The 14,506-nt window shown below is 64.9% G+C and carries 13 protein-coding genes; 3 read left to right on the top strand and 10 right to left on the bottom strand.

Features of this window, described 5'->3' with window-relative positions; all coding sequences use genetic code 11:
- Positions 1–11: 11 nt before the first annotated feature.
- The gene (locus B2246_RS14360) at positions 12–1,556 is read right to left on the bottom strand and encodes a metallophosphoesterase family protein (RefSeq protein WP_286882351.1); all 1,545 of its coding nucleotides are present in this window, start codon (positions 1,554–1,556) and stop codon (positions 12–14) included.
- A gap of 66 nt (positions 1,557–1,622) precedes the next feature.
- Complete coding sequence (locus B2246_RS14355; protein WP_035881058.1) at positions 1,623–3,281, bottom strand: hypothetical protein; 1,659 nt, start codon at positions 3,279–3,281, stop codon at positions 1,623–1,625.
- Positions 3,282–3,416: 135 nt separating this feature from the next.
- On the opposite strand from B2246_RS14355, the gene blaOXA reads away from it, so the two are divergent.
- On the top strand, positions 3,417–4,241 hold the full coding sequence (gene blaOXA / locus B2246_RS14350) for an OXA-1206 family carbapenem-hydrolyzing class D beta-lactamase (RefSeq protein WP_008651895.1): 825 nt from the start codon (positions 3,417–3,419) through the stop codon (positions 4,239–4,241).
- Positions 4,242–4,268: 27 nt separating this feature from the next.
- Here blaOXA and fliR read toward each other — a convergent pair whose 3' ends face one another.
- The 7 genes from fliR to fliL form a co-directional block, all read right to left on the bottom strand.
- Positions 4,269–5,054: a flagellar biosynthetic protein FliR gene (fliR, locus tag B2246_RS14345; RefSeq protein ID WP_008651897.1), complete on the bottom strand. Its 786-nt coding sequence runs from the start codon at positions 5,052–5,054 to the stop codon at positions 4,269–4,271.
- Positions 5,055–5,099: 45 nt separating this feature from the next.
- The gene (fliQ, locus tag B2246_RS14340; RefSeq protein WP_008651899.1) at positions 5,100–5,369 is read right to left on the bottom strand and encodes a flagellar biosynthesis protein FliQ; all 270 of its coding nucleotides are present in this window, start codon (positions 5,367–5,369) and stop codon (positions 5,100–5,102) included.
- A gap of 13 nt (positions 5,370–5,382) precedes the next feature.
- Entirely contained in the window at positions 5,383–6,177 is a 795-nt protein-coding gene (gene fliP / locus B2246_RS14335) for a flagellar type III secretion system pore protein FliP (protein WP_011519706.1), read from the bottom strand.
- The gene (gene fliO, locus B2246_RS14330; protein WP_008648906.1) at positions 6,174–6,734 is read right to left on the bottom strand and encodes a flagellar biosynthetic protein FliO; all 561 of its coding nucleotides are present in this window, start codon (positions 6,732–6,734) and stop codon (positions 6,174–6,176) included. Before fliO ends, fliP begins: the two co-directional genes overlap by 4 nt.
- A complete protein-coding gene (gene fliN / locus B2246_RS14325) occupies positions 6,731–7,201 on the bottom strand; it encodes a flagellar motor switch protein FliN (RefSeq protein WP_035881059.1) in 471 nt (156 codons plus the stop codon). Before fliN ends, fliO begins: the two co-directional genes overlap by 4 nt.
- A complete protein-coding gene (fliM, locus tag B2246_RS14320; RefSeq protein WP_008644139.1) occupies positions 7,194–8,204 on the bottom strand; it encodes a flagellar motor switch protein FliM in 1,011 nt (336 codons plus the stop codon). Before fliM ends, fliN begins: the two co-directional genes overlap by 8 nt.
- A gap of 146 nt (positions 8,205–8,350) precedes the next feature.
- Complete coding sequence (fliL, locus tag B2246_RS14315) at positions 8,351–8,839, bottom strand: flagellar basal body-associated protein FliL (RefSeq protein WP_008644140.1); 489 nt, start codon at positions 8,837–8,839, stop codon at positions 8,351–8,353.
- Positions 8,840–9,287: 448 nt separating this feature from the next.
- On the opposite strand from fliL, the gene B2246_RS14310 reads away from it, so the two are divergent.
- Positions 9,288–11,879, top strand: a complete 2,592-nt coding sequence (locus tag B2246_RS14310; RefSeq protein ID WP_286882347.1) for a bifunctional aconitate hydratase 2/2-methylisocitrate dehydratase — start codon at positions 9,288–9,290, stop codon at positions 11,877–11,879.
- Positions 11,880–12,136: 257 nt separating this feature from the next.
- On the opposite strand, the gene B2246_RS14305 is transcribed toward B2246_RS14310, so the two are convergent.
- Positions 12,137–13,180 carry an AraC family transcriptional regulator gene (locus B2246_RS14305; RefSeq protein WP_286882346.1) on the bottom strand — a complete coding sequence of 348 codons (1,044 nt, stop codon included), beginning with the start codon at positions 13,178–13,180 and terminating at the stop codon, positions 12,137–12,139.
- 286 nt (positions 13,181–13,466) lie between these two features.
- On the opposite strand from B2246_RS14305, the gene B2246_RS14300 reads away from it, so the two are divergent.
- A complete protein-coding gene (locus B2246_RS14300; protein WP_035884111.1) occupies positions 13,467–14,459 on the top strand; it encodes a Bug family tripartite tricarboxylate transporter substrate binding protein in 993 nt (330 codons plus the stop codon).
- Positions 14,460–14,506: the final 47 nt, after the last annotated feature.

Raw genomic sequence — 14,506 nt, 5'->3', positions numbered from 1 at the left:
TCAAGGTGCGTTCAAGGTGCGATAAAGCCGGTCTTGTCGCACGTCACCGTGTTGCCAGTCTGGTTGCAGGTGGCCATCAACTTGCCGTCCTTCGCGTAGGCCTTGAAGGTCCACCCGGTGGCCGGCGAGGCCTTGCGGTCCATCACCAGGAAGCCGAAGCTGGCATGGTGCGTGATCCGGTCGATCGTCGTGCCCGGGGCCGGCACGCTGCCGGCAGGCAACGGATCGGGCAGCGCGACGTCGAGGTTGTCGCCGCCGTTGCCGGTCACGATCGTCGCCGGATGCGCCGACGCGAAGTTGATTGCCTGGAAGTCATGCACGTGGCCGTGCAGCGCCACGTGAACGCCAGTCGGGTAGTACGCCTGCGCATTCAGGTTCGACATCACCGACTGCAGCGCCAGGTTGCCCGGCGCCGGGTTCGCGCCTGCTATCGGCGCGAAGCCGAGGATCGGATGGTGGTTCGTGAAGATCGTGGTCGTCATGCCTGGCTTGGCAGCCAGCGTGGCCACGGTCTGGAACTGCTTCTGGTAGGCGATGAACTGCGGATCGTTGGTCGGCAACGCTGCCTTGCCAGCCTTGGCAGAGTCGAACACGATCACCTGTGAACCCCCGCCCAGCGACACCGCGTAAGGGTCGGAGTAGTTGCCGCTGCTGTCGTTGACGGGATCGTCGCACGAGCGCGTGGTGTCGAACGGGCGCGGATCGAGGAAGCGTGACCAGCCCTGGCCGGCACGCGCGCATTCCTCGTGGTTGCCGCGCACCACCACCCACGGCGCCTTGGCCAGCAGCGGCGCGGCGGGCTTGAACAGGTCAGCCTGCCACGTATCCCAGCCATAGCCCCACGGGCTGCCCTGGCAACCGGCGATGTCCGGCGGGCAGGCGTTCTCGCGATAGTGGTAGTCGCCGATGTGCAGCACGAGGTCGGGATTGAAGCCCGCTGCCGTGGTGGCCACCGTGGAGAGCGGCCAGGCGTCGGTGTCGCTGCATGCCTGCCATGCGTTGTCGGCCTTCTTCAGGCGGCAGCCCGTGTCGGCCAGCACCACGATGCGCTGCGGCAATGCCTTGGGCAGCGGCAGTGTCTGCGTGCCGATGGCCGCGCTGGTGGCGGTGGAAGCCACGGTGGCTTCGCACACCGATACCGGGAACTCGGACGGCTTCGAATCGGCCGGCGCGCTCGCGGTGGTCCGCAGCGGCACGGTGGCGGGGCCCACGCGCAGCGTCATGCGCGTTGCCTTGCCATCGACGGTCAGCATCGGGCAGACACCATTGGTACCGGCGTCGGCTGGCGCGACATAGCTGGTGACGGCGCGTGCGATGGCCTGGTTGCCGTCGCCGATCTCGACCCACGCGGCCTGGATGTTGGCGCTCGCGGTGGCCGCGTCGGCCGGCGTGACCGTAGGTGGCGTGGTGGGCGGTGTCGTCGCAGGTGGCGTGGTGCCGCCGGTGCTGCTATCGGTGGTGGTGTTGGTGTCGTCGCTCCCGCAACCGTGCAATCCCGCCACGGCGACGAGCGCTACCATCCCGGCTGTCCAGCCGAGGGCTTTTTTTGTGCGCATGGTTTTCTCCCCTGTTAGGGGCGCAACCGTACAGGCCGAGTGTGTAATAAATATGACGGCCTGTGCTCACGCAGGCGCGATGCCCGCCCGCTGGCGCCGGGGCCCGGCGTGGCTGGCGGCGGTTCGCAATTCGGGCGGGAACGCGCGGATTTCGGCGTGAAAGAAGCCGCGCTCGCCGGGCCTCAGCACGGCGATCTGGGCAACCAGCCGTTCCATTGTCGAGTACGCCTGCATCGAGTCGCCCTGTTCATGGGCCAGGTACCAGACGGACTCCAGCAGCAGATTGGCGAGCTGCAGCGCGTTGTAGCGGACGTGTCCGGCATCGTGTTCCTCGAGCGCGAACGCCGCCACCGACGACCAGCGCACGAACCCCTTGGCGGGCGCGAACGGGGCGTGAAAGGGCCGCAGCGCGTCGATCGCCTCGGCCACGCTGAGGGGGCGGCGGGCACGGAAGGCGCGCAATGAAATGGGCGGCTCGTCGGCGATGTCGCCACGCGCGATACGCAAAAGGAACACCGTGTTCCAGGCCGATCCACCGCCCACGCCGAAGCGATCACAGATCCATTCGGATAGTCCAAGCCAGCGCATGGCCTGCCGCTGCACGTCGCTAGCCGACAGCGTGCGAGCCTCATCGACGAGACCCTGGCGCCAGAACAGCCAGAGCGACCAGCCGATGTTTGCCGCCGCGTGCTGTACGGCATCGACGGAGTCAGCTTCATACGCGGCCTGCAACGCGCTGGAAAAGGACTCGAGCGCACGACAGGCGGCGGCCCGTCGAGTTGGCGTATCGGTTGTGTGGGTCGCATCGGGCCGCAGGGCGAGACTCTTGTGTACCAGCGCGTCAAGATTCAGCGTCTCGAAGCGGACTCGCGGGTTGTAGCGCACCACGGGTCGCAGTTCCGCATCCGCGGTGAGCCGTGTGAGTTCCGCCAGTGCCGACGACAGGTCGGCGCGCGCGTAGTGTTCCCAGGCGCGCACCACGTGCACCATCGCCGCGAAGGTCGGCAGCGCGGCGTTGACGCCGCCGCGCGCAACCAGACGCTGGAACCGTTGCAATGCCGCGCGACTGCGGTCCAGCCGATCGCTGCGGCGCCATGCGAGGCTTTCCTTGAGCAGCGACAGCGCGTGCTGGAAGTCGTCGGCCGCACTACGCTGCGCCGCGCGAAACGATTCTGCGACGCCAGCCTCCAGCGTGCCCGCGAAACCATCCTGCGCGCCTCGCATCGCCTGGGTCAGGTGGCGCCAGAAGTCCATGTCGCGCATCACGTAGCGCAATCCGTCGTCGTCGCCCGCCGTTGTTGTCGATGCCGCGGCATCGCCGGAAACGGACTTGCCGAGCCAGCGCGCGACGCCCGCAACGCCGAGTGCCTTGCCGTTGACGATGAAACGCAGCCGCTGCGCGGTTGACGTTGGCATCCAGAACGGACCCTTGCTGCGGCCTCCCGTGCGCAGGCCGGAGACATCGACATCTTTGTCCGCACCCCAGCCCACGGGCACCTGCCAGCGCGCGAAATCCGCGAACGCACGTGACACGATCATGCGTACGTCAGTGGCGTCGGCGAAGCGCGCCCGTACCTCGGCCGAGCGCAGGTCATCCTGGTCTCGTGTGGCGGCCAGCCAGATGCGCGCCAGTAGCCAGACCGACTGGTGGCGGGCGGATTGTCCCGCGACGCGATAGGGCGGAGACAGGTCGATGCGGATGACGGGGGCGGGCATGGCCGCCATGTTACGCGTGTTACAGCGGGCGCGGTTGGCGCCTGATGCATCGCGAACTATGCTCCGCAACACGATCCGGGCCTGGATTGCCAACCGTCGACATGACGAAACACCAATCCTCATCACTTCACATAACGAGTCGATATGCGAGACAAACTTGCGCGCCTGACCCTGGCGCTCTGCCTGCTGTTGCCGCTGGCCGCCCATGCCATCACCGGATCGACAATCAACGCCCGATCATTGTTTGATGCCGCGGGCGTCGACGGCACGATGGTCATTCACGACGTGCGGCAGCAACGCACGCTGACGTACAACCCCGAACGCGCGGCAACAGCCTATTCGCCCGCGTCGACGTTCAAGGTTTTCAATTCGCTGATCGCGCTCGAGACGGGCGCTGCCGCCGATGTCGACAACGACATGCTGCCCTGGGACGGCAAGATCATCATGCACAACGGCAAGCCGTTTCTACCACCGGTCTGCAACGGCGAGGTTTCGATGCGTGTGGCACTCAAGAATTCGTGCATTCCCGCCTATCAGACACTGGCGCGGCGCATCGGCACTGAGCAGTACCGCAAGTACCTGCGAGCCGCGCGTTTCGGGAATGCTAACGTCGACGGTCCGGTGGACTGGTTCTGGCTTAACAACCAGTTGACGATCACGGCCTACCAGCAGGTGGATTTCCTGCGTGAAGTGGCGGCGCGCAGGGTGCCGATGATCTCGGCGCGGAGCTACGACATGCTCGATGACATCCTGGCGATCGAGAAGACGCCGGCGTACACGATCTACGCCAAGACCGGCTGGGTGACGGTGCCCGGAAAGGTTGATGTTGGCTGGTGGGTGGGCTGGGTGGCGCGCGGCAACGATACGTACGTGTTCGCGATCAACCTGGATATGCCGAACCCGGGCGTCGCGCCGAAGCGCCAGGAGATTGCGCGCGCGGTGCTGAAGCAGGTGGGCGCGCTGTCCTGAGCGACGGCCGAGGTCTTTGCCTGATCGCTAGGGCGCTAGCTGGTCGAGCACGGTAGCGGCGGTCTGCAGGCCGCTTTCGATCAGATGCTGCACGTAGGCGCCCATGTGCGGCATCACCAGCGCCAGGACCAGCATGCCGCCCAGCAGCGTGACGGGGAAGCCCACGGCGAAGATCGAAAGCTGCGGCGAGGCACGGTTCAGGATGCCCATGGCCAGGTTCATCGTCAGCAGCGCCGCGATCATCGGCAGCGAGAGCAGGGTACCGGCGGAGAAGATCATCGAACCCGCGCGAGCCAGCACACCCCAGCCGTGCCCGGAGAGCGGCACGCCGGAGATGGGCAGGCCCTGGAAGCTGTCGATCAGCGCGGCCAGCATCATCAGATGCCCGTCGAGCGCCAGGAACAGCAGCATGGCCACCATGTTCAGGAAGCGTGACAGCACCATGGTCTGGCCGCCAGCGGAGCGATCGTAGAACGACGCGAACGACAGACCCATCTGCAAGCCGATGACTTCACCCGCCATCTGCACCGCGGCGAATACCAGCCGCATTGCGAAACCCATCGACAGGCCGATGCCGACTTCGTTGAGGACAATCAGCAGGCCATCGAGCGAGTAGACCGGTACAGCGGGGATATTGCCGATCGTGGGGGAGATGACTACCGACAGGGCGGCCGCCAGCAGGATCTTGAGACGCCGGGGAATCGTCGATTCGCTGAGCAGCGGCGCGGATGAGATCAGCCCCAGCATCCGGAACATCGGCCACAGGAAGGCGGCGATCCAGCCGTACATCTGGGCGGTGGTGACCTCGATCACGGCAGGCTATTGGGAAGGAAAAGGGAAAAAGGTACGGCGGCCAGATCAGTGGGCCATGGCGGGGATGCTCTGGAACACCTGGCGCATGTAGTCCACGAAGGTGTTGATCATCCACGGGCCGACGAGCACCATCGTCGCGAACAGGGCGATGAGCTTCGGGATGAAGGTCAGCGTCATTTCGTTGATCTGCGTCGCGGCCTGGAACAGGCTCACCACCAGACCCGCCGCCAGCGCCACCAGCAGCAGCGGTGCGGCCAGCAACAGCGTCATCTTCATCGCCTGCGTGGCGATGGTCATCACCATTTCCGGTGTCATGGCGGGCCTCCGGTCAGTTCATGAAGCTCTGCGCCAGGGAGCCCAGCAGCAGTTGCCAGCCATCGACCAGCACGAACAGCATCAGCTTGAACGGCAGCGAAATGGTGGCGGGTGGCACCATCATCATGCCCATCGCCATCAGCACGCTGGCCACGACGAGGTCGATGATGAGGAACGGGATGAAGATCGTGAAGCCGATCTGAAACGCGGTCTTCAGTTCGCTGGTGACGAACGCCGGCACCAGCACCGTGAACGGCACGTCCTCGGGGCCCTGCAGCTCGGGCGTCTTGGCCATCTGCGCGAACATCGCCAGGTCCTTCTCGCGGGTCTGGCGCAGCATGAACGCGCGCAGCGGCACGGCGGCGCGCTGGGCGGCGGTCTCGAGGCTGATCTTGTTTTCGGAGAGCGGCTGGTAGGCGTCGGTGTAGACCTTGTCGAACACCGGCGACATGACGAAGAACGTCAGGAACAGCGACAGACCCACGAGTACCTGGTTGGGCGGCGACGATGCCGTGCCCAGCGCGTTGCGCAGCAGGCCCAGCACGATGATGATGCGGGTGAAGCCCGTCATCATCAGCATGGCCGCCGGCAGGAACGACAGCGATGTCAGCAGGACCAGCGTCTGGATCGACAGCGACCAGGTCTGGCCGCCGCCGGGTCCCGGCCGGCTGGTCACGCCGGGCAGCGACTGGGCCAGCGCCGATTCGGGCGCGAGCCACAGCACGAGCGGCAGCAAGGCCAGCAGGGTGGCGGCCACGCGCGGCAGGCGCGCGGGATGCCGTGCGACGTCGGCACGCAGCGAGTTCATTTCTTGAGGTTTTCCTGCATGGCGCGCATCAGTCGCTCGCCAAATCCGCCCTGCATGTTCCGGGGCATTGCTGAGTCCGCCTGAGAGCCCGGCCGCGAATCGTCCGGAGAACCGGTGTGCGGTTGTGCTTCCAGCGTGTGAAGCGGACGGATTTCATTGGGCGACACACCAAGCACCAGCCAGGTACCGCCCACTTCCACCGTGACCACCCTCTGGCGCGGACCAAGCATCAGGCTGCCGACCACCTTCATCGACGCATTGCCCGAGCCCTGGCGCACCAGGCCGACGCGCCGCGCCACCCATGCCATCGCCAGGATCAGCGCGATGACGGCGAACAGGCCCAGACCGGCTTGCGCCAGGCTGGCCCCACTGCTGATGACGGGAGCGTTGGCGCCGGTGTTGCCAGTAGTGGCGCTGGTAGTGGTGTTGGTCGCGGCGCCGCCGGTGGGCGTGCCCGCCTGGGCCGTGCTGAGCACGACGTCGGCAGCCTGCGCGCCGGAAGCGGCAACGCCCACAAGGGCAATGCCCGCGGCAAGCCGGCGCGCGGCAACCATCATTTGTTGAGCTTCCGGATACGTTCCGACGGCGTGATGATGTCCGTCAGGCGGATGCCGAACTTGTCATTGACCACCACCACTTCGCCCTGGGCGATCAGGTAGCCGTTGACAAGCACGTCCATCGGTTCGCCGGCCAGGCCGTCGAGTTCCACGACCGAACCTTGCGCCAGTTGCAGCAGGTTCTTGATGGGTACCTTGGTGCGGCCGAGTTCCACCGTGAGCTGCACGGGAATATCGAGAATCATCCCGATATCGTTGTGGAACCCCGGCGGCGCTTCCTGCGCCAGCGGCGGGAACACCGTGGAAGCCGCCGGCGTGGCGGCGGGCATGGCTTGCGCCGTCGGTGCGGCAGCGCTGGGCGCCGGCGCGGCAGCGGACGTTGCCTGCTCGGCGCTGGTCTGCTCCGCGAGGGCGCTGGCCCAGTCGTCCATTGGATCGACCGGCTTGTCCTGGGTGCCGTCAGTCATGATCGGTTTCCTTGTTGGAATCGCTGTCTTGGTAATTGAGCATCCGTTCCACGCGCAGCGCGTACTGGCCGTTCATGGTGCCGAAGCCGCACTGCATGACGGGCACGCCGTTCACCTTGCCGAAGATGTGTTCCGGCAGTTCGATCGGCAGCACGTCGCCTTCGCGCATGGCCAGAACCTCGGCCACGGTGCTGCGCAGGTGCGTGAATTCGGCCACCAGTTCCACTTCGGCGGCACGTAGCTGGTTGGAGAGCTGGCCGAGCCAGCGCTTATCCACCTCGACCTCGTCCTGCAGCGGGTTCATCAGCAGATCGCGCAGTGGCTCGATCATCGAGAACGGGATGCAGATATGAAGCTGCCCGCCCACGGCGCCCAGTTCGATGTGGAACGCGGTGGTAACCACGGCATCGTTCGGGCCGGCGACGTTGGCGAACTTCGTGTGCATCTCCGAGCGGACATAGTCGAACTCGATTGGATGCACGGTGCGCCAGGCCTGGCCGTAGCTGGAAAGCGTGAGGTCGAGCATGCGGCGGATGATGCGCTGCTCGGTCTGGGTAAAGTCGCGGCCTTCCACACGGGTGTGGAAGCGGCCATCGCCGCCGAACAGGTTGTCGACGACGAGAAACACCAGGTTCGGGTCGTACACGAATAGCGCGGTGCCCCGCAGCGGCTTCATGTGGACCAGGTTCAGGTTGGTCGGGACCGGCAGGTTGCGCACGAAATCGCCGTACTTCTCGATCCGCACGGTGCCAACCGAGATGTCGGCGCCGCGGCGGATGAAGTTGAACAGCGCGGTGCGCAGGGCGCGGGCAAAACGCTCGTTGATGATCTCGAGCGTATGCAGGCGGCCCCGGACGATGCGCTCCTGGGTGGCCAGGTTGTACGGACGCACGCCGCCATCGTCGGCGACGGGCACGCTTGCCACCGGCGCATCGGATTCGCCCGATACGCCTTTCAGTAGTTCGTCTACCTCGTCCTGCGAGAGGAACTTGTCGTAGGCCATCTAGTGTCCTGCCCCGTGAACGGCTTTAAGGATGAAACGGTCCATGGCCGGCTTCAGGCGGCGCGCGCGATGCGGCGGCAGAGGTGAAGTTCGGCGGGCAGTTTCATATCGGATTTGGTTCAGGGTTCGCGAGGCAGGCACACGGCTTACTGCACCACGAACGATGTAAACAAGACGTCCAGGATCTTCTGCGGCGGCAGGCCTGCGGCAAACGGCTGGCTGATGGTCGCCTGGATGTCGCGTGCGAGCTTCTGCTTGCCCTCGACGGTGGCGAGATCGGCTGGCTGGCGTGCCGACAGCAGCAGCAGGATGCGGCTGCGCGCTTCGGGCAGGTACTGCGACAGGCGTGCCTGGGTGTCGCTGTCCGCCACCTTCAGAGACAGGCCGGTGTGCAGGAAACGGTCACCATCCTCGCTCTTGAGGTTCACGGTGAACGCATCCAGCGGCACGAAGATCGGCGGCGGCACCACCGGGGCAGCAGGAGCCGCCGGTTGGCGGCTGCCACCGATGATGTTGCCCAGCACGAAGCCGCCAACGCCCAGCGCCACCACCAGCACACCGCCGCCGATCAGCAGGAGCCGGCCGCGCTTGCTCGAGGTGCCACCGGTCTGGGAGGGGGAAAGCGTGTTCGCCATGAGATGCCTGTGTCGGAATGCCTGCATTCTTCCCGAATTGCAGGCAAGCAAAGGGCCGATAAAAAGGGGGAATCCCGCTCAGCTTGGCCGTTTGAGCTGGGCGGACGTCGGGCGCACGGGTGCATAGGAGCGCCATTTGCGCCTCCTTGCTGGTTAACGAATGTGATGAGCGGAACTTAAGACCAGCACGGCGGCCGAGTCACCGGGTCCGTGCTTGCGGTACCGTGCGACCGGATGGGGTTCCCGTAAAGTGCTTGCGGAGGCAGATGATTCGCACTTTGATAAGTAATTGATCTGTAAAGGTTTGCCCGCCTCAACTCTTATATAAGATATAAGACATTTGATCTGGCGGGGACTTCGGTCTACAATCACGCGCAACTGGCCGCCTCGCGCGCCAGTCCCCACAGAGACGGCAGTACCGTTACAACCCTATTACCAGCAGGTTCCTATGCTTGATACCTATCGCGCCCATGTCGCCGAACGCGCCGCGCTTGGCATTCCCCCTCTGCCTCTGACCGCCAAGCAGACCGCCGACCTGATCGAACTGATCAAGAACCCCCCGGCGGGCGAGGAGCAGGCGCTGCTGGACCTGATCACCTATCGCGTGCCGGCAGGCGTGGATGACGCCGCCAAGGTCAAGGCCTCGTACCTGGCCGCCGTGGCCCTGGGTTCGGAAAAGACCCCGCTGATCTCGCGCGCCCGCGCTACCGAACTGCTCGGCACGATGCTGGGCGGCTACAACATCTCGCCGCTGATCGAGCTGCTGGACGATGCCGAAGTGGGCACCGTGGCCGCCGAGGCGCTGAAGAAGACGCTGCTGATGTTCGACGCCTTCCACGACGTGAAGGAAAAGGCGGACAAGGGCAACGCCAATGCCAAGGCCGTGCTGCAAAGCTGGGCCGACGCCGAATGGTTCACGAGCCGTCCGGAACTGCCGCAATCGCTGACGATCACCGTGTTCAAGGTGCCGGGCGAAACCAACACCGACGACCTGTCGCCGGCCCCTGACGCCACCACGCGCCCGGACATCCCGATGCACGCGCTGGCCATGCTGAAGAACAAGCGCGAAGGCGCTGCGTTCCAGCCGGAAGAAGACGGCAAGCGTGGCCCGGTCAAGTTCATCGAGTCGCTGAAGGACAAGGGCCACCTGGTGGCCTACGTCGGCGACGTGGTCGGTACCGGCTCCAGCCGCAAGTCGGCCACCAACTCGGTGCTGTGGTTCACCGGCGAAGACATCCCGTTCGTGCCGAACAAGCGTTTCGGTGGCGTGTGCCTGGGCAGCAAGATTGCTCCGATCTTCTACAACACGATGGAAGACGCCGGCGCGCTGCCGATCGAACTCGACGTGTCGAAGATGGAAATGGGCGACGTGGTGGAACTGCGTCCCTACGAAGGCAAGGCCCTGAAGAACGGCGAAGTCATCGCTGAATTCAAGGTGAAGTCGGACGTGCTGTTCGACGAAGTGCGCGCTGGTGGCCGTATTCCGCTGATCATCGGCCGTGGCCTGACCGCCAAGGCCCGCGAGTCGCTGGGCCTGGCCCCGTCGACGCTGTTCCGCCTGCCGCAGAACCCGGTCGACACCGGCAAGGGTTTCACGCTGGCCCAGAAGATGGTCGGCCGCGCCTGCGGCCTGGCCGAAGGCAAGGGCATCCGCCCGGGCACGTACTGCGAACCGAAGATGACCTCGGTGGGCTCGCAGGACACCACCGGCCCGATGACCCGCGACGAGCTGAAGGATCTGGCTTGCCTGGGCTTCTCGGCCGACCTCGTGATGCAGTCGTTCTGCCACACCGCCGCTTATCCGAAGCCGGTGGACGTGAAGACGCACCACACGCTGCCGCAGTTCATCAGCACCCGTGGCGGTATCTCGCTGCGTCCGGGCGACGGCGTGATTCACTCGTGGCTGAACCGCATGCTGCTGCCCGACACCGTGGGCACCGGCGGCGACTCGCACACCCGCTTCCCGATCGGTATCAGCTTCCCGGCCGGTTCGGGCCTGGTCGCCTTTGCCGCTGCCACCGGCGTGATGCCGCTGGACATGCCGGAATCGGTGCTGGTCCGCTTCAAGGGCAAGATGCAGCCCGGCGTGACGCTGCGTGACCTGGTCAACGCCATTCCGCTGTACGCGATCAAGCAGGGTCTGCTGACCGTGGCCAAGCAAGGCAAGCAGAACATCTTCTCGGGCCGTATCCTCGAAATCGAAGGTCTGCCCGACCTGAAGGTGGAACAGGCCTTCGAACTGTCCGACGCCTCCGCCGAGCGTTCGGCCGCCGGTTGCTCGGTGCACCTGAACAAGGAACCGATCATCGAATACATCAACAGCAACATCACGCTGCTGAAGTGGATGATCGCCGAAGGCTACCAGGACCCGCGCAGCCTGCAGCGCCGTATCAAGGCCATGGAAGCATGGCTGGCCGATCCGAAGCTGCTGGAGCCGGACACCGACGCCGAGTACGCCGCCGTGATCGAAATCGATCTGGCCGACGTGCACGAGCCGATCGTGGCCTGCCCGAACGACCCGGACGACGTGAAGACGCTGTCCGACGTGGCTGGCGCCAAGATCGACGAAGTGTTCATCGGTTCGTGCATGACCAACATCGGCCACTTCCGTGCCGCTTCGAAGCTGCTGGAAGGCAAGCGCGACATCCCCGTGAAGCTGTGGGTTGCCCCGCCGACCAAGATGGACCAGAAGCAGCTGACCGAGGAAGGCCACTATGGCGTGTTCGGCACGGCTGGCGCGCGTACCGAAATGCCGGGTTGCTCGCTGTGCATGGGTAACCAGGCACAGGTGCGCGAAGGCGCGACGGTGATGTCGACCTCGACGCGTAACTTCCCGAACCGTCTGGGCAAGAACACGAACGTGTATCTCGGTTCCGCTGAACTGGCTGCCATCTGCTCGCGCCTGGGTCGTATCCCGAACAAGGAAGAGTACATGGCCGACATGGGCGTGCTGAACGCCAACGGCGACAAGATCTACAAGTACATGAACTTCGACCAGATCGAAGACTTCAAGGAAGTTGCGGACACGGTGTCGATCTAAGTGTCGATGTTCCTCGGCGGCGACGCCGAGGAACGAACTGAAGTCCGATGAACCCCGCGTGCGCGTGAAGCGCCCGCGGGGTTTTTTCATGGGTGATTGCGCAAGCCCGGTCAGGATTGCCTGATGGCTGCTGCGTGTGACTGTCGTTGAGTGGATGGACCGGCAGGAAGGAGATCGGCGTGAGGGAGATCGGCCGGATCGTGCTGGCTAGTGGTTGACGCTCCGATCGCCACTTACGCGATCAGCGGCAGCCAGCATCACGCATTGCTCGCTGGCGCGGATGCGGTCTGCCGGCGTGCGGTGCCATTCGCGGCCCGGCTCTCCTTGGGACTGCAACCGAACTGCACGTGATACCAGCGCGAGAATCCGCTCGGCGCGGAAAAGCCGAGGAGGGTCGCCACCTCGGTCAATGGACGATCGCTCTCTACGACGTGACGCGTCGCGAGTTCCGTACGGATTTCATTGACCATCGACGAGAAGCTCTGCCCCCGCTCGGCCAGCCGGCGCTGGACCGTGCGGCACACGACGCCGAGGTGATCGGCGACCTGCTCGGCGCTGCAGCGGCCACTGGGCAACAGCAGGAGGATGGTGCGTCGCACGTCCTCGAGCATCGTCGCCTGTTGCATGACGGCCGACTCGTCTATCAGTTGCTGTGCGTAGCGCGCCATGGCCGGATCGGCCCACGGGTTGCGTGCATCGAGATCGGCCTTCGCGCAGATGATGCCGTTGAAGTCACAATCAAATTCGACGTGAGGACCGAAGAACCGGTGGTGCGTGCTCAGGTCGCGCGGCGCGGGATGTTCCAGGCACACGCGTTGTGGCTGCCAGTCTGCCTTGATGAGCTGACGTATCAACCGCACCATGACCCCAAGCGCCAATTCAACCCGTTGGCGAGTTGGCTGATGGGCGTTGCCGGCGATCAGCACCTCGCGAATGATGACCCGTCCGCCGCAATCCTCGACCGCCAGCGACTGCGCGCCGTTGAGCAACGGTTGATAGCGCATCAGCAAGGTGAGGGAGTCACGCAGCGTCGCCTGGTCGCGGATCAGCATGCCGACCGCACCGAGATTGGACAGCAGGCGCGACTCGGCCATGGCCAACCCGAAACTCTCGTTGCCCGACATGGTTGCAGAGGTCTGCAGCAGGCGTCCGTAACGCTCGACGGGAATCATGAGATCCGGTTCGCGCAGCACGCTCGGACTGATTCCCGCGTCCATCATCATCCGCACCGGATCGAGTCCGGCGGCACGAGCGACCTCGCTGTAGTTGGTGAGGGCTGCGGCCCGGACAAGTAACGACATCGGGAACTGACCATAGAAAGACAGCCCATGATAGACAGCGGCAATGGGTTGTCAAGCGGGAGGAATCCCCGAGCTTCAGGCGCGGCAGCAAGGTTGTTTGCGCTGCATTCGCCTCATCGGCGATTCCCTGTTTCCGCGCTGCCATGGCTGTCGCCAAAGGCCAAATCACGACGCGATAGGCAAAGCGGGAAGGGGGGGAGGGCGGGATGATTCGCTTCGGGAAGTCCTTGAGCAATCGTCACAGCGATGGCGATGACGCCCCCCGTCCGATAGAAAGGAGCCCCCGATGATACGGATCACCCGCGGTGCCCGCCAGGCCATGGCGCTTGCACTCGTCCTTGGTTCTGCGCTGCCGGCCATGGAAGCGGCCCGGGCCGCCGACTGGCCCACCAAGCCTGTGCGGATACTCGTGGGCGCTCCCCCGGGTGGTACGGCGGATATCGTGGCACGCCTCGTTGCCCGCGAGTTGCAGGCCTCGCTTGGCCAACCGGTCATCGTCGACTACAAGGCGGGCGCGGGGGGCACCATCGCCGTCCAGACCATGCTGGCTTCGCCGCGAGACGGCTACACGTTCCTCTTGATCCAGAAGGGGATCGCATCCGAGGTGCCTCTTGCCATCAAGGTGTCATACGACCCGTTCAAGGACATCGTCCCGATTGCTCAGCTTACGCAATATGGTCTCGTTCTCGTCGGGAATCCCAACCTGCCCGCGAAAAATCTCGGTGAGTTGGTCAGGTACGTGAAGTCGAAGCCGGGCAAATTCGACTATGCGAACTTTGGCGTTGGCACGCGTGGTCAGACGATGGGTGTGCAGTTCAATCGCGTTGCCGGGCTCGATGCCGGCACCGTGAGCTACAAGGGCTCACCGGCCGCACTGCAGGATGTGATGGGTGGACAGGTGCCGCTCATGTTCGACGGTCCGGCGACTTCGCTGCCATTCATCAAGGCGGGGAAGCTCAGGGCCTATGCGGTGGCGTCGCCCAGGCGAATGGCCGCACTGCCTGACGTTCCGACCTTTACCGAGTCGGGATATCCAGACCTGCAGGACGTGAGCTGGATGGGGATCTGGTCCGCTCAAGGCGTGCCGCCAGCCGTGATTGCGAAAATGCGCGACGCGACGCTCAAAGTGACGCAATCTCCGACGCTCCGGCCAAGGCTCGAGGACATGGGTATGGAGCCCGGTTCGCCGGCTACCACCGATGAGCTTCTCAAGGATGTGCGTGAGTCCTACGAGCGCCAGGGCGCGTTGCTGCGCTCCATCCACTTCAAGCCGGACTGATGGTGAATCGACGGTGAGTCGCGGCGCTGGTTGCCAGCGCCGCGATG

Source organism: Cupriavidus sp. UBA2010 (assembly GCF_002335265.1).
Lineage (GTDB): Bacteria > Pseudomonadota > Gammaproteobacteria > Burkholderiales > Burkholderiaceae > Cupriavidus > Cupriavidus metallidurans.
Note: the sequence above shows the minus strand (reverse complement) of the source record. Positions and strands in the feature narration are given on the sequence as shown.